General features: G+C 33.8%; 23 protein-coding genes and 1 other RNA gene. 16 read left to right on the forward strand and 8 right to left on the reverse strand.

Going from position 1 to position 26,006, the window contains the following annotated elements:
* Positions 1-5: 5 nt before the first annotated feature.
* Complete coding sequence (gene gyrA, locus ACE94K_RS18395; protein WP_378175803.1) at positions 6-2,552, reverse strand: DNA gyrase subunit A; 2,547 nt, start codon at positions 2,550-2,552, stop codon at positions 6-8.
* A 382-nt stretch (positions 2,553-2,934) separates the two neighbouring features.
* On the opposite strand from gyrA, the gene ACE94K_RS18400 reads away from it, so the two are divergent.
* The 5 genes from ACE94K_RS18400 to ACE94K_RS18420 all read left to right on the forward strand — a co-directional run bounded on the left by ACE94K_RS18400 (position 2,935) and on the right by ACE94K_RS18420 (position 7,583).
* The gene (locus tag ACE94K_RS18400; RefSeq protein ID WP_378175806.1) at positions 2,935-5,490 is read left to right on the forward strand and encodes an ATP-dependent Clp protease ATP-binding subunit; all 2,556 of its coding nucleotides are present in this window, start codon (positions 2,935-2,937) and stop codon (positions 5,488-5,490) included.
* A gap of 211 nt (positions 5,491-5,701) precedes the next feature.
* Positions 5,702-6,076, forward strand: coding sequence for a hypothetical protein (locus ACE94K_RS18405; protein WP_378175809.1), 375 nt, complete (start codon positions 5,702-5,704; stop codon positions 6,074-6,076).
* A gap of 137 nt (positions 6,077-6,213) precedes the next feature.
* Positions 6,214-6,594 (forward strand): hypothetical protein, encoded by a 381-nt coding sequence (locus ACE94K_RS18410; protein ID WP_378175812.1) that lies wholly within the window; start codon positions 6,214-6,216, stop codon positions 6,592-6,594.
* Between the two features lie 114 nt (positions 6,595-6,708).
* Positions 6,709-7,080: an STAS/SEC14 domain-containing protein gene (locus tag ACE94K_RS18415; protein WP_378175815.1), complete on the forward strand. Its 372-nt coding sequence runs from the start codon at positions 6,709-6,711 to the stop codon at positions 7,078-7,080.
* 83 nt (positions 7,081-7,163) lie between these two features.
* Positions 7,164-7,583 carry a hypothetical protein gene (locus ACE94K_RS18420; RefSeq protein WP_378175818.1) on the forward strand — a complete coding sequence of 140 codons (420 nt, stop codon included), beginning with the start codon at positions 7,164-7,166 and terminating at the stop codon, positions 7,581-7,583.
* A 33-nt stretch (positions 7,584-7,616) separates the two neighbouring features.
* Here ACE94K_RS18420 and rny read toward each other — a convergent pair whose 3' ends face one another.
* From rny to ACE94K_RS18440, 4 genes are all read right to left on the reverse strand, one after another.
* Entirely contained in the window at positions 7,617-9,182 is a 1,566-nt protein-coding gene (rny, locus tag ACE94K_RS18425) for a ribonuclease Y (protein WP_378175821.1), read from the reverse strand.
* A gap of 55 nt (positions 9,183-9,237) precedes the next feature.
* Positions 9,238-9,356, reverse strand: a non-coding RNA gene (gene ssrS / locus ACE94K_RS18430) — 6S RNA.
* A gap of 55 nt (positions 9,357-9,411) precedes the next feature.
* Positions 9,412-9,702 (reverse strand): cell division protein ZapA, encoded by a 291-nt coding sequence (locus tag ACE94K_RS18435; RefSeq protein WP_378175824.1) that lies wholly within the window; start codon positions 9,700-9,702, stop codon positions 9,412-9,414.
* A 7-nt stretch (positions 9,703-9,709) separates the two neighbouring features.
* Positions 9,710-10,000, reverse strand: a complete 291-nt coding sequence (locus tag ACE94K_RS18440; protein WP_378175827.1) for a hypothetical protein — start codon at positions 9,998-10,000, stop codon at positions 9,710-9,712.
* A gap of 179 nt (positions 10,001-10,179) precedes the next feature.
* Here ACE94K_RS18440 and ACE94K_RS18445 point away from each other — a divergent pair, with 179 nt between their 5' ends.
* Together ACE94K_RS18445 and ACE94K_RS18450 are read left to right on the forward strand one after the other, a co-directional pair.
* Positions 10,180-11,868, forward strand: a complete 1,689-nt coding sequence (locus tag ACE94K_RS18445; protein ID WP_378175829.1) for a M23 family metallopeptidase — start codon at positions 10,180-10,182, stop codon at positions 11,866-11,868.
* Between the two features lie 13 nt (positions 11,869-11,881).
* The gene (locus ACE94K_RS18450; RefSeq protein WP_378175832.1) at positions 11,882-14,344 is read left to right on the forward strand and encodes a carboxypeptidase-like regulatory domain-containing protein; all 2,463 of its coding nucleotides are present in this window, start codon (positions 11,882-11,884) and stop codon (positions 14,342-14,344) included.
* Here the strand turns inward: ACE94K_RS18450 and ACE94K_RS18455 are convergent.
* Complete coding sequence (locus tag ACE94K_RS18455; protein ID WP_378175835.1) at positions 14,341-15,489, reverse strand: cysteine desulfurase family protein; 1,149 nt, start codon at positions 15,487-15,489, stop codon at positions 14,341-14,343. The genes ACE94K_RS18450 and ACE94K_RS18455 overlap by 4 nt on opposite strands.
* Positions 15,490-15,746: 257 nt before the next feature.
* On the opposite strand from ACE94K_RS18455, the gene ACE94K_RS18460 reads away from it, so the two are divergent.
* Together ACE94K_RS18460 and ACE94K_RS18465 are read left to right on the forward strand one after the other, a co-directional pair.
* Positions 15,747-16,865: a hypothetical protein gene (locus ACE94K_RS18460; RefSeq protein ID WP_378175838.1), complete on the forward strand. Its 1,119-nt coding sequence runs from the start codon at positions 15,747-15,749 to the stop codon at positions 16,863-16,865.
* Between the two features lies 1 nt (position 16,866).
* A complete protein-coding gene (locus ACE94K_RS18465; protein WP_378175841.1) occupies positions 16,867-17,880 on the forward strand; it encodes a hypothetical protein in 1,014 nt (337 codons plus the stop codon).
* A gap of 3 nt (positions 17,881-17,883) precedes the next feature.
* On the opposite strand, the gene ACE94K_RS18470 is transcribed toward ACE94K_RS18465, so the two are convergent.
* Both ACE94K_RS18470 and ACE94K_RS18475 read right to left on the reverse strand, forming a co-directional pair.
* Positions 17,884-18,438: a DNA mismatch repair protein MutS gene (locus tag ACE94K_RS18470; RefSeq protein ID WP_378175844.1), complete on the reverse strand. Its 555-nt coding sequence runs from the start codon at positions 18,436-18,438 to the stop codon at positions 17,884-17,886.
* Positions 18,439-18,657 carry a hypothetical protein gene (locus ACE94K_RS18475; protein ID WP_378175847.1) on the reverse strand — a complete coding sequence of 73 codons (219 nt, stop codon included), beginning with the start codon at positions 18,655-18,657 and terminating at the stop codon, positions 18,439-18,441. It lies immediately after the preceding gene.
* Between the two features lie 107 nt (positions 18,658-18,764).
* Here ACE94K_RS18475 and ACE94K_RS18480 point away from each other — a divergent pair, with 107 nt between their 5' ends.
* The 7 genes from ACE94K_RS18480 (at position 18,765) to ACE94K_RS18510 (ending at position 25,947) form a co-directional block, all read left to right on the forward strand.
* A complete protein-coding gene (locus ACE94K_RS18480; protein WP_378184320.1) occupies positions 18,765-19,037 on the forward strand; it encodes a DUF2752 domain-containing protein in 273 nt (90 codons plus the stop codon).
* Between the two features lie 11 nt (positions 19,038-19,048).
* Positions 19,049-19,366, forward strand: coding sequence for a CCC motif membrane protein (locus ACE94K_RS18485; protein WP_378175850.1), 318 nt, complete (start codon positions 19,049-19,051; stop codon positions 19,364-19,366).
* An 83-nt stretch (positions 19,367-19,449) separates the two neighbouring features.
* Entirely contained in the window at positions 19,450-19,737 is a 288-nt protein-coding gene (locus tag ACE94K_RS18490) for a DUF2752 domain-containing protein (RefSeq protein ID WP_378184322.1), read from the forward strand.
* A 6-nt stretch (positions 19,738-19,743) separates the two neighbouring features.
* A complete protein-coding gene (locus tag ACE94K_RS18495; RefSeq protein WP_378175853.1) occupies positions 19,744-20,052 on the forward strand; it encodes a CCC motif membrane protein in 309 nt (102 codons plus the stop codon).
* Between the two features lie 147 nt (positions 20,053-20,199).
* Positions 20,200-23,019, forward strand: a complete 2,820-nt coding sequence (locus ACE94K_RS18500) for a two-component regulator propeller domain-containing protein (protein WP_378175856.1) — start codon at positions 20,200-20,202, stop codon at positions 23,017-23,019.
* A gap of 41 nt (positions 23,020-23,060) precedes the next feature.
* Positions 23,061-23,681, forward strand: a complete 621-nt coding sequence (locus ACE94K_RS18505) for a response regulator (protein WP_378175859.1) — start codon at positions 23,061-23,063, stop codon at positions 23,679-23,681.
* A gap of 76 nt (positions 23,682-23,757) precedes the next feature.
* A complete protein-coding gene (locus ACE94K_RS18510) occupies positions 23,758-25,947 on the forward strand; it encodes a T9SS type A sorting domain-containing protein (protein ID WP_378175862.1) in 2,190 nt (729 codons plus the stop codon).
* Positions 25,948-26,006: the final 59 nt, after the last annotated feature.

The following is a 26,006-nucleotide window of genomic DNA, read 5'->3' on the forward strand; positions in this document are numbered from 1 at the left end:
TCTTTTTATTCATTTGTTGATTCATCAATAGTCGTGCCATCCGATGTATCTTCTTCATTTTGCAAAGATATGTCAATTTCTTCAATATCACCATCAATATCTTCAACATCATCTTCATCGTGCATTACTTTGGCTACCGCAGCGATGGAATCCTTACCTTTAAGATTAATTAAACGAACTCCCTGAGTAGCACGCCCCATCACTCTTAAATCTTCTACTGATAGTCTAATAGCGATACCAGATTTGTTGATTATCATAAGATCATCTGAATCTGTAACGTTCTTAATCGCCACTAATTTTCCTGTCTTATCTGTAACAGATATTGTTTTTACGCCTTTCCCGCCTCTATTTGTAACTCTGTAGTCCTCTAACTTCGAACGCTTACCATATCCATTTTCAGAAACTACCAAAATATTACTTTCCATATCATTAACAGCTACCATTCCGATTACTTCGTCGTTATCATCGGCAAGACGGATCCCTCTCACACCAGATGCTCCTCGTCCCATTGGTCTGGTTTTTTCTTCTTCGAATCGAATTGCTTTACCGGATTTAACCGCTAGCATCACTTGACTCTTACCATCAGTGAGTTTAGCTTCTAACAATTCATCATCTTCTTTAATAGTAATTGCATTAATACCATTTGTACGTGGTCTAGAGTATTGTTCTAAAGACGTCTTTTTTACCTGACCTTTTTTAGTCGCCATTATGACATAATGAGAATTGATATATTCTTCATCTTTTAAGTCCTGCGTACAGATAAATGCTTTTACTTTGTCATCGCTTTCTATATTGATAAGATTTTGAATAGCTCTTCCTTTAGAGGTTTTACTTCCTTCAGGAATTTCATAAACCCGCATCCAGAAACATTTTCCTTTTTGGGTAAAAAACAACATATATTGGTGATTGGTACCAACAAATAAATGCTCCAGGAAGTCCTCGTTACGAGTAGTACTACCTTTTTGACCAACCCCTCCTCTATTTTGTTTCTTATACTCTGTAAGTGATGTTCTTTTTATATACCCAGCATGAGAAATAGTAATTACTACCTTCTCATTAGGTATCATATCTTCGATGCTTAAATCTCCTCCTGCATACTCTATTTGAGAACGACGAGCATCTCCATATTTTTCTTTAACCTCAAGAAGTTCTTCTTTGATGATATTCATTCGACGTTCTTTTTTGTCGAGAATATCTTTAAGATCTTCAATAGTTTTCATTAATTCCTCATACTCAGCACGCAACTTATCTTGCTCCAGACCGGTTAATTGTCTTAGACGCATCTCTACAATTGCTTTTGCCTGAATTTCTGTAAGCTTAAATCGATCAATAAGTTTTTGTCTGGCTTCGTCTGCATTAGAAGAAGCTCTGATTAATTTGATGACCTCATCAATGTTATCTGAAGCGATAATTAATCCTTCCAGTATGTGTGCTCTTTCCTCTGCTTTTCTTAGTTCATATTTTGTTCTACGCACAACAACTTCGTGTCTGTGCTCTACAAAATAATGAATCATCTCCTTTACATTCAATAACTGAGGTCTCCCTTTTACAAGCGCTATATTATTAACACTAAAAGAAGATTGTAATGCGGTATATTTATATAAAAGATTAAGTACAATATTAGGTATTGCATCCCTTTTCAAGATATATACAATACGCATTCCCTTTCTGTCTGATTCATCTCGGATCGAAGATATACCATCAATCTTTTTATCGTTAACAAGATCGGCAGTTTTCTTGATCATATCTGCCTTATTTACTTGATAAGGGATTTCAGATACAATGATACATTCTCTTCCATTTACTTCTTCAAAACTTGCTTTGGCCCGGATTACGATACGACCACGACCCGTTTTAAAAGCTTCTCTTACTCCGTCGTAACCATAAATGGTACCTCCAGTTGGAAAATCGGGTGCTTTTATATGCTGGATAAGCTCATCGATCTCTATGTCATTATTCTCAATATAAGCAATCGTACCATCAACTACTTCACTAAGATTGTGTGGAGGCATATTTGTCGCCATTCCAACCGCAATACCCGATGCTCCATTAATTAGAAGACCGGGCACCCTACTTGGTAGCACCGTTGGCTCCTGTAACGTATCATCAAAATTAAATGTGTGATCAACAGTATCTTTTTCAATATCAGCAAGCATGTCTTCTGATATCTTACGCATTCTTGCTTCTGTATAACGCATTGCTGCAGGACTATCACCATCTACAGAACCAAAGTTACCTTGACCATCTACCAACATATATCGCAAACTCCATTCCTGAGCCATACGAACCATAGTGTCATAAACTGAAGTATCCCCGTGTGGATGGTATTTACCAAGAACCTCTCCTACTATCCTTGCTGATTTCTTATGAGCACTATTGGCTTTAACACCTAACTCATACATACCATATAAGACTCTTCTATGCACGGGTTTAAGACCGTCTCTTACATCTGGAAGTGCTCGTGATACAATCACGGACATCGAATAATCGATGTATGCAGACTTCATCTCATCCTCTATATTGATAGGTATTAGCTTTTCTCCTTCTGCCATAAAAATTATTTTATTCTAAAATTGATTTTATTAAACGCGCTAATTTAAGTAAATTAAGACGGTTTTAACACGCTATTACCTTTCTAATATACGTAATTTATTAACAACCAAAACGACCTAGATGGTTAATAAGTCTAGTAATATAGATTTTGATTATTAATGCTTTTTTTGTCTATTTACTCAGAGAACCGGTAATTACAAAATTTGGTTTTTGTATAATCCTTAATTAGATTGGCTTATTTTTACGAAAACTATGACACAAAAAGCATTTTTGTCAGCTTATCTGTTAATGATGGTTAAAAGGAATAGTTTTTGCCAATGTAATTTTAAAAATTACTATATTTAGTAATAAAGAAACAAGAAAAAGAAAGAAACTAATTATATGGATGATAATTTTTCACCAAGAGTCAAGGATGTTATTGCATACAGTAAGGAAGAAGCTTTACGATTAGGGCACGATTTTATTGGAACAGAACATCTTATGCTAGGACTACTACGTGATGGAAGCGGAAAGGCAATTAGTATTCTTGATGCGTTAGACATAGATTTAACAAATCTGAGAAGAAAAGTTGAAATACTTAGTCCTGCAAACCCCAATGTGGCAGTAGCAACAAATGAAAAAAAGAATTTGCACTTAACGAGACAGGCAGAAAGAGCATTGAAAACAACGTTTTTAGAAGCAAAGTTATTTCAAAGTTCTTCTATAAATACAGCACACTTATTATTGTGTATATTAAGAAACGAAAACGATCCAACTACAAAGCTGTTAAATAAGCTAAAAGTAGATTATGATAATGTTAAAGATCAATTTAAATTTATGATTGCTAACGAAGAAGAGTACATAGAAAACCCTAAGGCAGAATCATTTTCTGACGATGATGATATGACAGGGGATGCGGCAAAAGAAAATCCTTTCAATTCGCCAACCGGTGGTGCCAAAGCAAATAAAAAATCTAAAACTCCGGTTTTAGATAATTTTGGAAGAGATTTAACTGCAATGGCAGAAGAAGGAAAACTAGATCCAGTAGTTGGTAGAGCTAAGGAAATAGAACGGGTTTCTCAAATCTTAAGTAGAAGAAAGAAAAACAACCCGCTTCTTATTGGTGAACCTGGTGTTGGTAAGTCTGCAATAGCAGAAGGATTAGCACTTCGAATTGTAAAAAGAAAAGTATCCAGAATCTTATTCGACAAACGTGTTGTAACACTTGATTTAGCCAGTTTGGTAGCAGGCACAAAATACCGTGGCCAATTTGAAGAACGAATGAAGGCTGTAATGAATGAATTGGAGAAGAATGATGATATTATTCTTTTTATTGATGAGATTCATACTATTGTTGGTGCTGGTGGCGCAACAGGAAGCTTAGATGCGTCCAACATGTTTAAGCCCGCTCTTGCAAGAGGAGAAATTCAATGTATTGGTGCGACTACACTAGATGAGTATCGACAGTACATAGAAAAAGATGGCGCTCTAGAAAGACGTTTTCAAAAAGTAATAGTAGAGCCTACCAATATAGAAGAAACGATAGAGATCCTTAATAACATTAAGGAAAAATACGAAGAACACCATAATGTGAGTTATACAGACGAAGCTATTCAAGCTTGTGTAAAGCTTACCAACAGATATATGACTGATCGTTTTTTGCCGGACAAGGCTATAGATGCTCTGGATGAAGCAGGATCTAGAGTGCATATCACGAATATAGATGTACCTAAAAAAATTCTTGACTTAGAGAAAAAACTTGAAGAAGTTCGAGAACTCAAAAATAGTGTAGTAAAAAAGCAGAAGTATGAAGAAGCTGCTAAGCTTCGTGATGACGAAAAAAATCTTGAAAAAGAATTAAGTCAGGCACAAGAACAGTGGGAAAAAGATTCTAAGCTTCATAAGGAAACCGTCAACGAAGAAAATGTAGCAGATGTGGTATCGATGATGACCGGAATCCCTGTAAACAGAATCGCCCAAACAGAGAGTAATAAGCTTGCAGAATTACCAAACCTAATCAAAGGTAAGGTAATTGGTCAGGACGAAGCTGTATCAAAAGTTGTAAAAGCTATACAGCGTAATAGAGCTGGTCTTAAAGATCCAAACAAACCAATTGGTTCTTTTATATTTCTCGGACAAACAGGTGTGGGTAAAACCCAACTTGCCAAAGTATTAGCAAGAGAACTTTTTGACAGTGAAGATGCACTCATACGTATCGACATGAGTGAGTACATGGAAAAGTTTGCAGTGTCAAGACTTATCGGAGCTCCTCCAGGGTATGTTGGATATGAAGAAGGTGGACAACTTACTGAGAAAGTGAGAAGAAAACCTTATGCTGTTATCCTACTAGATGAAATTGAAAAAGCTCATCCAGATGTATTTAATATGATGCTACAGGTATTAGATGACGGATATCTTACAGACAGTCTTGGACGTAAGATTGATTTCAGAAATGCAATTATTATAATGACATCCAATATAGGAGCTCGTAAATTAAAAGACTTTGGACAAGGTGTTGGTTTTGGTACCACTGCAAAAAAGACACAATCAGACAATTATGCCAAAGGTGTTATCGAAAGTGCATTGAAAAAAGCTTTCGCACCTGAATTCTTAAACCGGGTTGATGATGTGATTGTATTTAATGCATTAGAACGTGAGGATATCCATAAGATTATCGATATCGAATTGGCAAAACTTTATGGAAGGATTAAGGGCCTTGGATATCAATTATCATTAAGTGACAAAGCCAAGGATTATATAACCGAAAAGGGATTTGATAAGCAATATGGAGCCAGACCTCTAAAAAGAGCAATTCAAAAATATATTGAAGACGTTTTAGCAGAAGAAATCATTAATGCCCAACTACGAGAAGGCGATAGTATTTTTATGGATCTGGATGACAATTCAAACGAATTAATTATAAATATAAAAAAGGCTGAAGAGTCTACAGAATCTTAAAGTACTAGATTAAAATGAACTATTAGAAACTTCCTTCTCTACAGAAGGAAGTTTTTTTATTTCCCTTAAAACCAAAATCAAACTTACTCAAAAAAACCTCTTTTTAACGGATAAAACACTTCTTAAAATTTTCATTTCATCTTTACGTAATCGGAAAAAGCTTATCTTTTAATCCATTAAAAGTATATATTTACTTCATAAACAAAATCTAATGATCACTTCTTATAAAACAGATTTTGGGCTCGCCGAGATATACGATGATTATATAAAAGTAATTATTAATGAAGGAATCACTGTATCGCCTGACGACAACAATATATTGTTGGAAATGGTAGAAAATCATTTTAAAAATAAAGCTTTTGTATACATAACACATAGAATCTATTCATACTCCATAGATCCAACTGTGTATTTAGAAACTGCAAAGATTAAGACTCTAGTCGGACTTGCTGTGGTATCCGACAATCCTATTCAAAAAAATCAAACTCAGATAGAAAAGACTTTCTTCAATAAAAAATTTAAACATTTTACCAATATGGAAGCTGCTCTAACCTGGAAAGATGAAATACTTAACGAACAAGATTAAAACTTCTAATTATTAGAAATACTATTCATTAATCTTTAAGAAAACAAAATCAAGGGAAAAACCCCAAAATAAGATTTTAAATTTCTTAATTAAATGTCAATTATCATATATTTGCCGCTCTTAAACCAGAACCCCAAATGATTACATCATACCAATTCGATTTCGGTCTTGTAGAAATCTACAACGATCACATAAAAGTAACTATGAATGAAGGTATTATTGTTTCTCCGGAACACAATGATGTTTTACTTGAAATGGTAAGAAAACATTACAGTAACAGAAACTTCGTATACATAACACATCGGGTTCATTCTTATTCTGTAAATCCAACTATTTATCTGGAAACGGCAAAAATTAAGAATCTTGCCGGATTTGCCGTAGTATCAAATGATCCCATACAAAAAATACTGACTAAGCTCGAAAAAACCTTTTTCAACAAAGAGTTTAGACAATTCGACAACTTAGAATCAGCATTAAAATGGAAAGATGAAATCCTAGAACAAACATTTATAAAATAAGAAATTAGCTATCTCCTTTTCAAAATACTCACTTAGTTAATTTTTATAATTAATAGTTTTATCGTAAATTAATTGACAATTAACCATACTTAAATAATAGTTTTGTAATTATTGATGAACAAATTCTATGATTTAGGTTTCGCTAAAGTTGAAATCCAAGAAAATCTATTAATAAATACTATAGCTGAAGGCTTTTTAGTAACTCCAGAGCATAACAAATTATTGTTAGAATTTGTTCGTAAATACTTTGACAACAAGCCTTTTGTATATATTTCTAATAGAGTTAATTCATATTCTGTTGACCCTACTGTATATCATGAAACTGAAAAGATTGAAAACCTACTAGGTATTGCAGTTGTTTCTAAGGATCACAGACAGCAAAAACTTACAGAATTAGAAAGTAAGTTTTTCGAAAAGAAGCTAAAATATTTCAACAATATTGATGACGCACTAAATTGGAAAAATGGATTAATAGAAAAAATGTAGAATTTTAACATCGGACCTTTTTTATTTTTATAATCTTAAACTTATCTTACTAACATATTTTTTCAACCTACTACCTAACCCCAATGATACGATTATACAACCTTGACTTTTGTAGTCTGGAAATACATCATAACTACATGATTGCTGTTATGAAAGAAGGTATTGTTGTTTCAGCTACTAACAATTCTATTTTAATAAAAATTGCTGAAAAACATTTTAAAAAAGCTCCTTTCGTATACATCACTCATCGAATTCACTCTTATGCAGTGGATCCAATTGTGTATATTAAAACTGCTGAAGTTTCAAATCTTATTGGATTTGCCGTAGTATCTAAAGACCCTAGGCAAAAAGAACAAACCACATATGAAAAATCGTTTTTCAAAAAAGAATTTCGGAGGTTTGATGATATAGAGTCGGCCTTAAGCTGGAAAGAAGAACTAATATCAAAATACCAACAATCAAAGTCCTTCTCTGATAAAGACAAAAAGGGAATCAAAGAATGATTCCCTTTTTCTATAAACTTAATGTGTAAGTCCTTATTTTGCAATATTTACCGCTCTTGTTTCGCGGATTACCGTTATTTTAACCTGACCAGGATATGTCATATCGGTTTGTATTTTTTGAGAAATTTCAAATGATAAGCTAGCTGCTCTTTCATCATTTACTTTTTCACTTTCAACAATCACACGTAATTCTCTACCTGCCTGAATAGCATATGCCTTTTTAACACCGCTAAATCCAAAAGCAATATCTTCTAAATCCTTCAGTCTTTGTATATAAGAATCTAGCACCTGTCTACGAGCCCCAGGTCTTGCTCCACTAATCGCATCGCATACCTGAACTATAGGAGATATTAAAGATGTCATTTCTATCTCATCGTGGTGAGCTCCTATTGCGTTGCACACATCAGGTTTTTCGCCATATTTTTCTGCCCACTGCATCCCAAGAATTGCATGAGGAACTTCAGTTTCTGTATCCGGAACTTTACCAATATCGTGCAATAGCCCAGCTCTTTTTGCAAGCTTAGGGTTTAGTCCTAGCTCAGAAGCCATAACACCACAAAGTTTTGCTACTTCTCTGGAGTGTTGTAGCAAATTTTGTCCATAAGAAGAACGATATTTCATTCTACCTACCGTTTTGATTAACTCCGGATGCAAACCGTGTATACCAAGATCGATAACAGTTCTTTTACCTACCTCTATAATTTCTTCATCAATTTGCTTTCTGGTTTTTTTAACTATTTCTTCGATACGCGCCGGGTGTATCCTACCGTCGGTTACCAATTTATGTAATGACAGACGAGCCACTTCTCTTCTTACAGAATCAAAACAAGACAAGATAATAGCCTCTGGAGTATCGTCTACGATAATCTCTACACCAGTCGCCGCTTCTATAGCTCTGATATTTCTACCTTCGCGCCCTATAATACGCCCTTTTACGTCGTCACTTTCTATGTTAAATACAGAAACACAATTCTCAACAGCCTCTTCAGTACCGATTCTTTGGATTGTATTAATGATAACTTTCTTAGCTTCTTGTTGGGCAGTTAACTTTGCCTCTTCAATAGTCTCCTGAATTAAAGCCATAGAATCTGTCTTTGCCTGCTCTTTTAAAGATTCTACCAATTGCTCTTTAGCTTCTTCAGCAGACATACCAGATATCACCTCCAACTGTTGCACTTGGCTTTTATGAAGTTTTTTGAGTTCACTTTGCTTTTTCTCTAGATACTCATTGCGATGATTATAGTCTTTAATCTTCTGTTCCAGATCAGCATTCAGCTTCTTTCCTTTAGAAAGTTCGTTAGAAACCTGAGACTCTTTATCTCTGGTTCTTTTCTCGGCTTCAGCCATCTTTTTATCTCGAGATAAAATTACTTTTTCGTGTTCTGACTTTAACTCAATAAACTTTTCTTTAGCCTGTAGTATCTTGTCTTTTTTAATAGTTTCTCCTTCACTTTTGGCTTCTCTAATAATACTTTGTGAAGTTTTTTTAGCGTTTTTGATAATTTCTGAGGCCTTACTACGCTCTAATACTTTAGCGATAATAAAACCTATCACTAAACCCGCCACTGCCGCAATAATCAAAAATATAATGTTATCCATAATCCTAGTTAGTGTTTATATATAAAAAAAGCCTGCATTAGCTTGGGTTTTGTATAAACTCTGTAAAAACAGGTTTAGGGCTAACAAGCTGGTCAAGGATCCGTGAAACTGATAAATCAGCACGGCGTGCTTTTACAACTTAAACTCACCCTTTTGAAATAATTCTTGTTGAGTTTATCAAAAAATAACAACTAATGCAGGCAGTAACCTTATTTATTTTAATGAACGTTTAAGATAGATGATCTTGCAGCAAAGTATTCAGGGCATTTAATCTCCCTGTCACTTCCATCTCATCACTATCTTTATCTATAACCTTTTGTTCTACTTGTGCAGCAAATTGTAAAGCACACATCGCCAATACATCTTGCTTATCTCTCACCGCATAACTTTGCTCAAATTGTTTAATCATATCCTCAATCTTTTTAGCTGCTTTTCTTAACCCTTCTTCCTGATCAGGATTAATAGTCAAAGGATACACACGATCCGCAACTGATAGTTTGATTTTTAATTTATCTGCCATATTTTAACTATTCAGATAGCTGTGCTATGCACACATCAATCTCTCTTATTAAGGCATTTATTTTGAGCTTGGTTTCCCTTTTATATTCGTCACTGCCCAGCATTGCGTTTGCATTCTTGAGTGCACTGAATTTTTCTTCCCATTGTTTTAATTGATCAACCTGAAGTTCTGAATTCATCTCCAGATCCTTTATTTTCTCCTTAAGGTTGGTGTTTTGTTGTTTTAGTAAATCATACTTATGAAGCAACTTACTTATTTTATTCTCAAGAGAATCAACAATTTCAATTAAATCACTCATTATAATTTCACGCAATACTTCGTTACACAAAGTTAACATACCAATTGAAAAAACCCAATAGTTTTTAAACTAATTTTATTCCCTCAACATCTCATCAATCAAGTGTTTAATTTATAGCTATTTAGTTTTTAATTGACATCTCTTTAATTTTAATCCGTAAATATTTACTTTTACCTGCTATGCGAGTAATTACAATCTTTTTTATCCTGAATTTTACAATAGGATATGGACAAAATGACATTCCGACAGACTATTTCTCAAATCCATTAGATATTCCTCTTGCCGTATCCGGAACATATGGAGAACTTAGATCTAATCATTTTCACTCTGGTTTAGACCTCAAAACCGAAGGACAAGAAGGTTTACCTGTATATGCATCGGCAACTGGAACTGTAAGTAGGATCAAAATTTCGCATTTTGGTTATGGCAAAGCAATGTATATATCACACCCTAATGGTTATACCACCGTATATGCACATCTTCAAAAGTTTTCACCACAGATAGAAGCTTATGTTAAGAAAAGACAATATGCTAAGGAATCTTATGAAATAGAACTTTTTCCAAAATCCGGTACGCTATCTGTAAATAAAGGAGACACAATAGCTTATAGCGGAAATACCGGAGGTAGCGGTGGCCCACACCTACACTTTGAAATAAGGGATGCTAAAGCCAGACCTATGAATCCGATGAGTTTTGGTATTGATATTAGGGATACCAAAAAACCAACGATTAATAGTGTTTGGTTATATAGCTTAGACAACACATCGCATATTGATGGTGATCAAAAGCCTGTAAAGTTAAGATTGATACCGCAAGACGATGGAAACTTTAAAGCGGCAAGTGTTCAGGCAATTGGAAAAGTAGGAATCGGTGTATCTACCATTGACCAACAAAATTTAGCAGCGAACAAAAATGGTGTTTACAAAATATCAACAGAGGTCAATGGACAAAAGAACTTTGAATTAGCAATGAATCGATTTTCATTTTCAGAAACCCGATACATCAATCGGTTAATCGATTATGAATACTACAAAACAAATCGAAGTAGAATTACTAAACTTTTTATAGAAAAAAACAACCCGCTTAGTATTTACAAAAATATTGTTGATAAGGGTATTATTAATGTAGAAGATAGTTTGTCCTATACCGCAAAGGTTTATGTTAAAGATTTTAAAGACAATACAACAATTATTAACATACCTATACAAGGAACGAATATCAAAGAGATTTCAAAAAAAGAAGTCATCAAAACTCCTTACCTGGTGCAGCCGACAGAAAACTTCACTTTTAATTCCGGAATCTTCGATTTATACATACCCAAAGGTAGTGTTTACGAAAATGCATATTTGGATATTCATGCTAATGGAGATACTATTCAAATTCATAAAGATGAGATTCCCCTACACAAAAATATGACTATTGTATTTGACGTTTCCAATTACTCCGAAGCAGATAAGAAAAAGTTATATATAGGAAGATTGGGATACAATGACCAGCATTATCCGGTAAAAACCTATAAGAAAAACAATCGCTTTTCGACAAGAACAAGAACCTTAGGAAGTTATTCTCTATTTACTGATGCTAACAAACCTACAATCGTACCCATTAATGTCGCTGATAAAAAATGGATGTCTAAAGCAGATTTCTTAAAAATAAAAATTGATGATGCCGATTCTGGTATAGAAAGTTACCGCGCTACCATAAACGGAAAGTTTATTTTAATGGAATATGATTATAAAACCGGAATGCTCGTATATGATTTTAATGATGAAATAATTAAGGAGACAGAAAATAAATTTAAACTTATTGTGTTAGATAAAGTAGGAAATAATGCTACATTTGAAACAACATTCTTTAGAAAACCGTAAATAGACATACTCTTTGAAAAATCTTCTCTTCCTTTTTGTTTTTTTTCTAGTTTCTTTAAATCATCACATAATCGCTCAAAATGCAGTTGTAAAAGGTGTAGTATTAGATGAGTCTAAATCTCCTATTGCCGGTGCTAATGTATCCTATGAAAATGAAGGAACGCTAACTGATGAAAACGGAGTTTATGTATTGAGTATTCCTGCTAACGAACCTGTAAGAATAAAAATTAGCCACGTAGGCTTAAAGGATATTGTTTTTACTATTAATTTAAAGGAAAACCAGGAGTATGAGCTAAATCCGGTTTTAAAGACGGATATAGAACAAATTAGTGAAGTAGTGATAACCGGTAGAGAACGAAAAGTGGTAGAAGGTATTATTACGCTAGATCCTGAAACCATTCGCCTAACCCCATCTGCCAATGCCGGTGTAGAAGGCTTATTAAAAACATTACCAGGCGTAAGTTCTAACAACGAGCTTAGCACTCAATATTCTGTAAGAGGAGGGAATTTTGATGAAAATCTAGTATATGTAAATGAAATTGAAGTGTATCGACCATTTCTTATTCGCTCCGGTCAGCAAGAAGGACTCAGTTTTGTGAATACAGATTTGGTAAGAAATGTAGATTTTTCTGCCGGAGGATTTCAAGCAAAATACGGAGATAAACTTTCATCTGTTCTAGACATTACGTATCGTAGGCCCACCCGATTTGACCTAACAGCAGATCTTAGTTTGTTAGGCGGAAGTGTATCTGCAGGAGGAATTACAAAAGATAAAAAATTTGCTGCAGTGGCAGGTGTTCGCTATCGAGACAATAGTTTATTGGTAGATGCCCGTCAAACGGAAACTAATTTCAGACCTAGATTCGCTGACGTACAAACCTACCTTTCTTATAACTTTTCTGATAAATTTGAACTAGGTTTTCTAGGGAACATTGCTATTAATAAATATGATTATGAACCCTTAACACGCCAAACTAATTTTGGCACAATAACAGAACCCATTGCCCTCACTGTTTTTTATGAAGGCCAGGAAAAGGACCAATATGAAACCTATTTTGGCGCTTTGAAAGGAACGTACCAAGCAAATGAAAATTTAACTTTGAAGTTTATCGGTTCTGCCTACCATACGCAAGAGCAAGAGTATTTTGACATTTTTGCTGCTTATTTTCTAGGAGCAGTAAATACAGATATCGGTAGTGAAGATTTGGGTACAGTTGAATTTAGTGAAGGTATAGGGTCTCAACTAACACACGCTAGAAACGATCTGGATGCACTTATATTTAATCTGGAACATAAAGGAACATACATTGCTGATGAACATCAAATAGATTGGGGGATAAAATATACCTCTGAAGATATTAGAGATAGAATACAGGAATATGAAGTTATCGATTCTGCAGGGTTTTCTATCCGTCCTCCCGGTACGTTTATTAATGATCAGCCATACAATCCAAATGCAAGCCCGATCGTTCCGTTTTCGAGCGTAAGAGCGACCAATATGGTTACAATAGATCGATTTTCGGGTTATGCACAATACAGTTATCGATCCACAATTAATGATCACGAAATTTGGGCCAACGCAGGAATACGTGCACATAATTGGAGTGTTTCTGGTGATGGAATTAGCAAGACCTCTCAAACGGTGTTTAGCCCGAGAGCTCAGGTTGCGATCAAACCTGACTGGAAAGCTGATATGATCTTTAGGCTCTCTGGAGGATGGTATCATCAACCTCCTTTTTATAGAGAATTAAGAGATCTTCAGGGTGCCGTTCAGTCTGATGTAAAAGCACAGCAATCAATCCATCTTGTAGCAGGTAATGATTATAGTTTCACAATGTGGAACAGACCTTTTAATCTTACCACAGAATTATATTATAAAAAGCTCACAGATGTCAATTCGTATACCATAGAAAATGTAAGGATTCGGTACCGTGCCAACAATAATGCAGAGGCATATGCTGCAGGGTTTGATCTACGATTAAATGGAGAATTTGTTCCCGGAACCGAAAGTTGGGTAAGTCTCGGAATTCTTAAAACCGAAGAAAATCTTGATAATAGAGGTTATATTGCGAGACCTACGGACCAAAGAATAAAAGTAGGAGCATTATTTCAAGACTATGTACCTACTATTCCAAATCTAAAAATGTACCTAAACCTTGTATATCAAACTGGTGTTCCTGGAGGTTCACCCAGTAATGCAGATCCTTATGCGTTTCAAACCAGGTTACGTGATTACCGAAGAGCGGATTTAGGAATATCCTATATCGTAGTAGATCAAAAAATAAGACGCAAAGAAGGCAGTTTCTTTAATAAGTTTAAAGAATTAAATATAGGATTCGAAATTTTCAACCTTTTTGACAACCTGAATTCTATCACCAATACCTTTGTAAGAGATGCAGCTTCTCAGCAGCAATTTTCGATTCCAAATTTCTTAACTCAACGAGTTTTTAATGTCCGATTGGGGATGAAGTTTTAAGATTCTATAAACTCCTTCAAAACACCAATCACATAATCCACTTCTTCTTTTGTATTATACTTAGAAAAAGAAAATCGAACAGAAGGTTTTTGCATATCTTCTTCTGAAAGTATCTCTGTGAGCACGTGAGAACCTTTACTGCTTCCACTTTGGCAAGCGCTTCCTTTAGAGCAGGCAATTCCTTTTATATCCAATTGAAATAATAAAATACCTGCTTTCTCCCGAGATATTGGCAAACAAACATTGATCAAAGTATACGTACTGTGCGCTAAATCGCAACAACTGGCATTAAATTTAACACCTTTAATTTCTTGTCTTAGTTGATCTACAAAATATTGTTTTAGGCTTGAAATATAAGATTTTTCTTCATCCATATGTTCATATGCTAAACGTAGCGCTTCATCCATTCCTGCAATGTTATGCACTCCTTCTGTACCACCACGATAACCTCGCTCCTGCTCGCCTCCATAAATTAAAGGTTTTAAGCCAGAGTTTTTTCTGATATAAGCGAAACCGACTCCTTTTGGACCATGAAATTTATGGGCGCTTACTGCTGTAAAATCAACTTGCAATTCACCAAGGCTTACATCAAGGTGACCAATAGATTGCACCATATCGCTATGAAATAGAGCCCCGTATTTTTTACAAAGTTCACCCGCCCTATTAATGTCTAAAATGGTACCTACCTCATTATTTACGTGCATAAGACTCACCAATGTTTTTTCAGAAGATTGGTGTAGAAGTTCTTCCAGATGGTTATAATCGATAGAGCCATCTTTATTTACATGTACATAATTGACTAATATATTCGTATGGGATTGTATTTCTTGTACGGTGTGTAACACCGCATGATGCTCTATTTTAGAAGTAATAATATGCTTTACTCCCAAATCTCTAACAGCACTATTCAATGCCAGATTATCTGCTTCGGTTCCTCCAGATGTAAAAATGATTTCTGAGGCCTTTACACCAAGATATTTTGCAATATTCTTCCGAGCTTGCTCAATATGATTCTTTGCAGATCTACCAAATCCATGAGTAGAAGAAGGATTACCGTAATCCTCTTTTAATACTGAAATCATCTTTTCAATAACCTCCGGGCGCAATTGTGTCGTTGCCGCACTATCAAAATACACTTTTTGCATTTAATCTAAAAAATTTGTCGTTTACAACTAAAAAATACGATTCGTGCAGAGATAAAAGATACATTTTATCATATTCTTATTTGTAATCGCAAATCTAATTCAAATAAAATTATTTTCCTCACCACACGTTATAATCTTTCAATTCCTTTATTTTTGCTTGACATAAAAAACACTTAAAAGTAAACATGTTGAAATTTTAATCGTCTTTACTAGGTGAAAACTAATTTAAATAGGTTATCAATTTGAAAATACTACGCGTGAAAAAGCTTTTATATACTCTTGTTTTTTTATTTATTCTTTCTTGTGATGATGGAGATATCATTGTTACCAGTTTTGAATTTGAAGATGTAGATCTTCAATTATGTCAGGGAGCTGGTGCTAATGAATTTGTTTTTTTTAAAATAAACACATCAATTAATGAAGCTATTTCATACGACTTTGTCGACACTAGATATTCTGATACTATCCCAACAGAAGAAGAAATTATTATCGATTTGGCTAATCAGGATAACAAATTAGTCTACAGAAAGTTTAATACCAGTATAACCGCGGATTATTATTGTAGTAATATTCCTGATAGTAATATTATCGTTACCGAAGAACTTCTAGGTACTGGCGGAGAGGCACGAATAACCAATGAAATTGTTAGTGAAGACGATAATGATGGGGTAGCATCTGATTTAGAATCTCCAAATGGTATCGACCCTGAAGCTGATCCCGATGGAGACGGCGTACCTAATTATTTGGATGATGCAATGGCTGATGCAGCTATTGGAAATGAAGACGGACTGATAGAAGACGGATATGATCAGGATAACGATCAAATAGCTGATTTTAAAGATCAGGATGACGATAATGACAACGTATTAACCAGTGTAGAGTTTCGTAATATCGACCCTAACGATAATTCTTTCTTAGATACCGATGGAGATGACATTCCAGATTATCTAGATACTGATGATGACGGTGACGGAATTCCAACTAGAAATGAAGATATCAATGGTAACGGTAATCCAAGAGATGACGACACTGACGGTGATGGTACCCCTAATTTTTTGGATGATGATGATGATGATGATGAAACTCTAACTATAGATGAAGACACCAATGGCAACAATAACCCAATGGATGACGATGACGATGGAGATGGAATACCTAACTATCTGGACGCTAATAATCCTGATAATGATGAAACGAATGTAAATATGGATAATCCTTCTATATTGGACAATACAGTAATAACAATTTTCAGGACCACACTCAGTATTGAAAATCTTGTACTCGACCAGAATAACGAGCAGTTTACGGAAAATAGATTTTCTTTTGGTTTCAGAGACGTGACTATCCCGAAGACAACTAAAAAAGATGAAAATTAACATGAAGATATATAGACTAAGCGTTTTAATTTGCACCTTGTTCTTTATAAGCTGTAGCGAAGGAGACCTGTTGGAACTTTCTGTAAACTTTGAAGAAGTGGTTGAGAGTTGCGCAAATGAGAATGAAAATACTTTTGTTTTCTATAAAATTGATAATCAAATGAATCGGTCGTTATCTGTTAATTTTACTAGCACTACTTTTGATATCACACCGGAAATAGCAGATATATCGTTTACAGAGACCACAGAAATTACATTAAACGCAAGTACAAATCAGCTCATATATAGAGAATATGGATCTACAATCTCGGGAGAAGATTATTTTTGCAGTAGTGTGCCCCCGGCCAATGTAGGAGTTACCGAAGAACTAATAAGTTCTAATGGAAAATTAGAAATTAAATACGAAGCATTATCAACCTCGGATACGCAAGAAAGTTTCACTAGGATCTTAACGCTTAGGGATGTAACGTTAGAAGGAAATGGTAAGGCGATACGAAAAGAATTACTCGAATTAGGAAACGAGATTGTTGACATAGATATTTCAATCGATTTTGACGGAGAATTAGAGAATTGTTCTGACACTAACGGTACTTCTTTTGTATTCTATAAACTTAATGAAGATTCTGATACATCCCTATCCTTTAATTTTGTTGATGCAGCCTTTGATATTACTCCAGAGATTGATGATATCTCTGTAGATACACCAACGATTATAAATTTAGACACGACCAATAATCAAGTAATTTTCAGAGAATTTGATACTGCAATAACCGATCTGAACGCTGTTGAGTATTTCTGTAATGATATTGAGCCAGTAGGTGTAAGTATTACTAAAGAACTTATAAGTTCGAGCGGTACTGTAGAAGTAAGTTATGATGAATCGGATCCTGTAGAAAATCCAAGAAAGTTTACACGCACCCTGACCCTAAAAGACAACGTTTTTGAAGCGGCTAATGGCAATCCTATTCAAATAGACAGTTTCATAATTGGATCCGATGAAGTCGTTGTAAATTAAACGTTACTTCGGGTTTTGTAAGATGTATATTTCCATAGCGCCAAGCCCATATTTTTTGTAATCAGCGTCTGAAATACTTACATTATCATATCGGCCAAACAAATACTTTAGTTCTTCTTTAAGCACACCCTGTCCAACACCGTGTATGAAAACAATTCTGGGAATACGTTTACTAATTGCAAAATCCAGTTGTCTTTTGGCGGTATCTAATTGTAAAGTCACCATATCGTGGTTTGTCATTCCTTTTGCAGACTTTACCAGTTTATGAATATGTAAATCCACCTCCATTGGTGGTACATTTCTTTCTTTTGGTTTTGATACAGGTCTTTTAGGTTTCTTTTTAAAAATTTCTTTTTCTTGGAGATTCTTCTGTACCTCTTCATAAGAAGGAACAATAAAACTATCAGATGCTTCTTTAACCAATTCGTAGCTAAAGAAGGTCATATCAAACCCGTCGTTAGATCTAATAGTAACTTCATTTCCTTCAACAGAAATCACCCTTCCAGTAATTGGTTCATCTAAAACAGATACTATATCATCTTTCTTAATTGAATTCATCTATTCTTCTTCTTTGGTATGAGGATGTTCTACATCATTCTCTTGTGACTTGGACGTTACACTTGTATTAACTAAAAACACTCCTGTCATTAAACTAATAATACCAACACTCTGCATATAATAGTTCTTATGAGAAGACGCGATCTCGATAATGAGAAGAATAGCCCCTATCAAAATTAACAGAAAACTAATTATCCTTTTGACTTTTTCTTTATTCATAATGCAAAAATATCAATTATTAGATTTTTTTACATGCGTTTATTCGTGGAAACTTCAAATTATGTATATTGGTTTCCTAATTCAGAAAAATGTCTTTAGAAAAGTATATGTTTCCTTGCTTAAACAAAAAGCTTTTTGGTGTTGATTGTTTAGGATGTGGATTACAACGATCGTTAGTCCTTTTGTTAAAAGGAGATTTTGTTGCTGCTTTTCAAATGTATCCGGCAATTTATCCCTTACTAACGCTTCTTTTTTTCTTGGGCTTTAATTTTTTTATTAAATTTAAATATGATTCACTAATTAAAGTGAGCTTAATCATCATAACAGTGCTTACAATGGTTGTAAGCTATCTAATCAAAATGAAATTCATTTTTAACTAATCAACTATTTTATGGAAAAACAAACGTTACCCAACTCAACTCTAATATTAGTTTTCGGTATTCTTTCAATTTTAGGGTGTTGTTGTTATGGAATTTTCGGAATTGTTTTCGGAATTGTAGCCCTTGTACTTGCAAAAAAAGCTACTGAATTATATACAGAAAATCCGGAACTCTATGAAGGATACAACAACGTAAAAACTGGTAAAATCTTAGCTATAATCGGATTAATTCTAAGTGGAATTTCTATAATCAGTACGATAATATCTTTTATTGTTTTTGGTACTTTAGACCCACAAGAATTACAAGGAATAATGGAGCAATACCAATAACGTTCAGTTTCCAAATTCATTATAACGCTGCCTGATATAAATCGGGCAGTTTTTATTTTCAAGCAATAAGGTCTATGAATAAAATGGTCACCTTCTTAGAAAATAACCTTCTATTTTGCCCTACCAAAAACTTAATAGGAATCGATTGTCTAGGTTGCGGGCTTCAGCGAAGTTTTATTCTTTTAATGAAAGGAAATGTTATTGATGCTATTAAAATGTATCCCGCTCTGATTCCAATGCTTGTCATGTTCGGATATTTGATCAGTCATATCTTTTTTAAATTTAAAAATGGTGCGACTATCCTCAAATACTTTTATTTCTTAAATATAATTCTTATTGTTGCCAACTATATTATCAAACAATTTTTATAAAATTTTATGGAAAACAAACAACAACTACCTAATGCCACACTTGTTTTGGTTTTTGGTATCATTTCGATAGTAACCTGCTTTTGTTACGGAATCCTGGGATTAATATTTGGTATAGTTGCCTTAGTAATTTCTAAACAATCAATGAAGCTTTATAATGAGAATCCTGAGCTATATTATGGATACGAAAATCTCAAAGCAGGACGTATCTGTGCAATTGTAGGTATATCGCTTAGTGCTTTATACGTATTATTTATTGTAGCATATCTTGTTTTTGTTGGAGCTATGATTCCATGGACTGAGATTTTGAATCAATAATTCACGTTTAAGCTCCGTTTTTGTATTCGATTGTTGAAATCATCTTGTTGAAGAATGGTATTTAACTGTTTAAACAAAAGTGCATTATAATACTACATATATTGTGTAGGTGTAAAACTCGGCTTCTTTTTGTATTTTGGTAGTCCTGTGGAAAAAAACGTCTTACCATTACTGATTTTCGCCCACTTTTTTGCGTTATCACAGCAAAATGTTATTCATTATTCTACTGCAGATGGATTACCACACGATGTCACCTATGGAATCTTTCAGGATACTAAAGGATATGTTTGGATAGGTACGGATGATGGTCTATCAAAATTTGATGGGAAAGAGTTTAAAAACTATACTACCAATGACGGTTTAACATCAAATTACATCATCGATATTAATGAACTATCAGATTCCAAGCTTGTATTAGCAACCTGGAGAGGCGGTATTAATATCCTAAATCCAAAAACAGGAAAAGTTCTTAGCAATTCTAATAGCCCTCATAAAATAGGAAATCTTCGGATATTAAATGATACGATATATAATATTCATAATAAACACAATAATATCTATTGGCTATTCGATAAAGAAATTAAGTTTAAAACTGAAGCTGTAAAACAAAAGGAAAAATCCACAGAATTAAATATCACCACTAGAATTGATAAAAGATCTACCGCCGTACAATACAATGTTGTTGACGATACATTGTATGCTTTTTCAGCGTGTAATTTAACCTTTCCGGTCAAGGGGATCTTTACGAGAACAAAAAACAAGTTTCATAACAAGTTTAGTTTTTTAAATACCAAAGTAATAACAGCTTTCACAAAAACTGATTCTATATACATAGCTGCAAACAACGAAAATCTACTTTTTTTTAATAATAATGAAATTTTACAACAGCATAACATCAAAGTTGATGGCTTGTCTATTATCAAAATTCTTCAAAGAAGTAAAACCGAATTAATTGTTTTGGCAGTAGACCATAACGGTTTTAAATATCCGTTTTATTATAATTTAGAAAATAAAATTACAACGGATTTACGCGACTTATATAACATTAAATCTACGATTTCAGACATTCTTATAGATAGAGAAAATAATTTATGGATGTCTACTTATGGTGAAGGTATCTACTATATCTCTTCTAATAAAAATCAATTTAACGTTTTTCAAACTGATACTAATATTATTGATATTGCTTTTTTGAAAAATAAGACATATTTAACCTCCAATTATAAATTACTAATTCTTGATTCTTTAAAACAACTTGAAAAAGAAATTAAATTAAATGGTTTTGTAAAAGACCTTTTTGTCTCAAATGATACCATTCTTGTAGGTTCGCTAGAGTTTAAAAATAGTATTGACACGGATAAAGTGAAAGAAACCTATGCTCGTGGCTTTTATAAAACACCAACTTTTGGTATGATCCTACTAAATGATAGCATAAGACTACTAGATAAACAGAAGTCTTATTATTATCCACGGTTAGATTACAATATTTTTGACGCTTTTGAGTACAAAAAGCGTTTACTTTTTGGGACTAATAAAGGGATGTACTGGTATAACCCAATTGGCAATATAGTTGAAGAAGATTCTCTAATAAACTCTATAGTTGGCAAACAGGTTATTAACAGCGGAATCGTTATCTCGGATACATTATTTTTGGGTACTAATGAAGGATTAATAAAAGTGTACAATGATCATGTTATTCAATTAACTGAGAAAAACGGTTTATTAAACAACAGAATAAATTGCATAACCGCGGATCATAAAGGAAAGATTTGGATCGGAACTCAAAAAGGACTTTCTGTACTTGAAAAAGGAAACTTCATTAATTTCAATCAAAAAAATGGTCTCGGTTCTACTTATATCAGAAAAGTCGTCGAAGACGATAACTATTATATTTGGGCAACAGGTAATAAAGGCGTTTCAATCCTTGATAACAAAAAGAGTTTAGTAAAATCGAAACCACCCGAAATAGAGGTTTTCAGATCGGGATTATCATTCTACTATAATGCTATCACTTTTAATACAAATGCTCCTTTGGTTCAATATCAAATAAACAACTCAGATTGGATACAACTCGATAAAAGTGAAGGCGTATTAAACTTTGATGATTATAAGTCAGGAGTTTATTCACTAAAAATTAGATCAAAAAACCTCGACAGTATCTGGAAGGAAACTAACGTTTATAATTTTGAAATTAAATTGCCTTGGTACAAGACCTGGTGGATTATTTCGCTGATAAGTCTTTTATCTTGTTTGATCATAATAATATTTATTTTATACAGATTAAAAAAAACCAGGCAAAAAAACATAATGCTTCAACGGGTTATCGAAAGAAGGAATCAATTAGAAAACGAGCTTGTTTCTGTAAGAAATAATATTGCGCAAGATTTTCACGATGATCTGGGTAATAAATTAGCAAGAATATCCATCTTTTCGAATCTTCTAAATGAAGATAAAACTTCAATTAAAAAAGAGGACAAAGAACTATTACAGCAAATAATTTCTGATTCTAATTATCTATTTAAAGGCACAAAAGATTTTATTTTCTCACTCCAATCTCAGAGTGATTATCTGGAAGAAGTGGTTACTTACTTATCCGATTTTGGAGAAGAGTATTTACATCAGTTTGATATCATTTTTGAAGTTGAAAAATCAATCTCACATAATGTAAAACTACCTTATTATTGGAGTAAACAACTCATTTTTATTTTTAAAGAAGCTATCACTAATGCCGTAAAGCACTCTAGGTGTAGAAAAATATGCCTTCATTTTAATTATGAAGAGGATATCTTGACTATTATTTGTAGAGATGACGGAATAGGTTTTGAAACAGAAGGGCAAAAAAGGGTTAATGGTCTGGAAAATATAAAAAGAAGAGCGGCTAAAATAAATGGAAAGCTCTTTATAAATTCAGAAATCTCCAAAGGCACAGAAGTTTATTTTTCAGGAAAAACCACACAAAACGTGTAGTGTATTTCAATAAAATCTGTGTTATTTTTGTTTATAAAACTATGAGTCATAATATTGTTATTATTGAAGATAATGTTCCTTTGAGTAAGGGATTTAAAACCTTAATAGATAAAACATCTTCTTACAAAGTTGTGGCCATATACGATACCTGTGAAGAAGCAATAGACAATCTGAAAATTGATAAACCACGAATTATCCTAATGGACATTGAACTACCAAAGATGAATGGAGTTCTGGGCACCAAAAAAATAAAATCCTTAAATCCCGAAATCGATATTTTAATAGTGACAGTATATGAAAATTCAGAAACTGTTTTTGATGCTTTATGTGCTGGAGCTTCTGGGTATCTAACTAAAAACGCTTCAAAACTTCAGCTGGTTTCTGCTCTTGATGAAGTATTAAAAGGAGGTGCGCCTATGAGCATTCATATTGCAAAAATGGTTGTACAGTCCTTTAGGAAGTCGCCCAACACTATTCTTTCAGAACGCGAAACCGAAGTACTTACTTTACTTGCTTCAGGTAAAAGTTATAATAGTGTGGCCAAAGCACTATTTATAAGTGTAAATACCATTAGGTTTCACGTAAAGAATATTTATGAAAAACTACAGGTTTGCACCAAAGAAGAAGCTATTCAAAAAGCAAATAAAGACCGCTTGATATAAAAATCTACATACTTTATGTAGTCCAACTTACTACATTAGTGAAGTAGTTTTGATTCATAAACAAATTATTATAGTTATGAGAAAAATCTACTTCTACTTTGCCATATTTTTTGTGGCTATTGGATCCGCAATCAGTCAAACAACCCCAATTCCTGATGCAACTTTCGAAAACTGGTTGATATCAGAAGGAATTGACACCAATGGAGCAAATGGAAATATCCTTAATAGCGATGCCGCCGGAGTTAAGGAATTAATTTTATTAGATATTCCGGTTTCTAATTGGGCAGGAATTGAAGCCTTTGTAGATCTCGAAAGGCTATTAGTCACATCCCTGTTCGCCCCACCATCGGCAAACCAAGCTACAGCAACGTCTATAGACGTAAGCCAAAATCTTAAGTTAAGATATTTACAATATCGCAGAAATAATGCCATCACAGGAATAAATGTGAACGCTAACACAAGTCTAGACAGCTTGGCCGTAGAACAAAACGGTTCTCAGTTTACATCATTGGTTTATAATAATAATCTAAAACTACTTAACATTGGTGCTTCTCCCGGACTTACATCTATCGATTTATCCGGTAACACACAGTTAGAATCTTTATCATTTGGAAGCTCAGGTTTGAACTCTATTACCCTACCCTCTTCTGCCAACAATCTGACTACAATTATCATGGGTGGTTTTAGTAATATTTCTTCTATTGACTTGTCTGCTTATCCGAGCTTAGAAAGAGTATTTTCCAGAGACCCTAGCAGTTTGACCAGTATTAATTTTCCTTCAAATAGCAATCTAAATCTTGTTGATGTTTCTAACTCTTCGTTAACCGGATTAGACCTTTCTAATAGTCCTCTGCTAACGTCGCTTAATATATCCGGATGTAATTCTCTGGCCACCATAAATCTATCTAATTGTACTTCTTTACCATCTCTTAATGCATCAGGACTTACCTCACTGGGGACCGTCAACGTTTCTAATTGCACTTCTCTGACATCATTGGATGTTAGCAATCTGGCGAATCTTTCTAGTGTCAATGTAACCAATTGCACTGCGCTACGATCTTTGTTAGCTAATGATTCTGATTTGACGAGCTTAGACCTTTCTACGAATACTGCTCTTAGGAGTGTAGAGTGTACGAATAATAGAATCGGTTCTATAAATTTTGGAACTTCATTGCCTAATTTACTAACGGTGAGGGCGAATGATAATCAGCTTTCCACCGTCAATCTCACTGCTCTTACTGCGGCTACCGAACTTTATTTCTTTAATAATTTGTTGAGTGGTCCCGGAGTTACTTTAGGTACCCATAATGATCTAACTATTTTTGACGCAAACTTTAATGATATTAGCTCCATCAATGTTAGTGGTTGCCCATCTTTGCAAACACTTAATATGAGTAACAACAGCCTTTCAACCATAGATGTTGCTGCTAATCCAGTTTTAAGAACTCTATTGTTGTCAGACAACATATTGTCTTCTTTGAATGTTACCGCTAATCTAAATATTCAAAACATAGATGTTAGTAATAATAGCACGTTTACCGGTTTCACTTTTGGAAATAATACTAATTTATTTTTCTTACGCGCAAATAATTGTAACATCAGTTCTCAGAGCTTTAATACATTAACCAATCTTGTATTACTATTGGCAAATAATAACAATCTAAGTTCAATAGATCTAACAAGTAATATGATTCTTGAGGAAATTGATTTATCTAACAACAACTTAAGTACGCTAGATTTATCTATGAATCCTGTACGCATTTTAAACATTTCACAAAACAGTGTTACAGATTTAGATCTTTCTTCTAAAGGTAATTTGAGTAGTGTTATATGCAATGATAACAATCTAACCACCTTAAATCTTAAGAATGGAAATAATATGAATATAATGACTATGGATGCAAGAAATAATTCTCTAAGCTGTATAGAAGTAGATGATGCCAATACTGCTAATGCAGGGGCTCCTCCTTACTTTTTTTGGCAAAAGGATGCATCAACGGTTTATTCTGAAAACTGTGCTACCCTAAGTGTTGAAGTTTTTGAATCCAATGAAATAGTGCTATTTCCTAATCCGATCAAGGAGTCATTTATCATAACATCAGGAAAATCTGATAACATCAAGTTATATGATATACACGGAAAAATGGTCAAATCTTTCACTGAGCAAATCCCATCATATAACATAGAAGATCTGACCGCCGGTATATACTTCGCACATATAGTGTCTGAGAAAAGGACCTCTATTAAGAGAATTGTAAAATTATAATGCTATGGAAAATATTCTGGAAAAATATCGACTAACTGCGACTTTGTTGATCTTATATA

The sequence above is a fragment of the Aquimarina besae genome (assembly GCF_042434905.1).
Classification (GTDB): Bacteria; Bacteroidota; Bacteroidia; order Flavobacteriales; family Flavobacteriaceae; genus Aquimarina.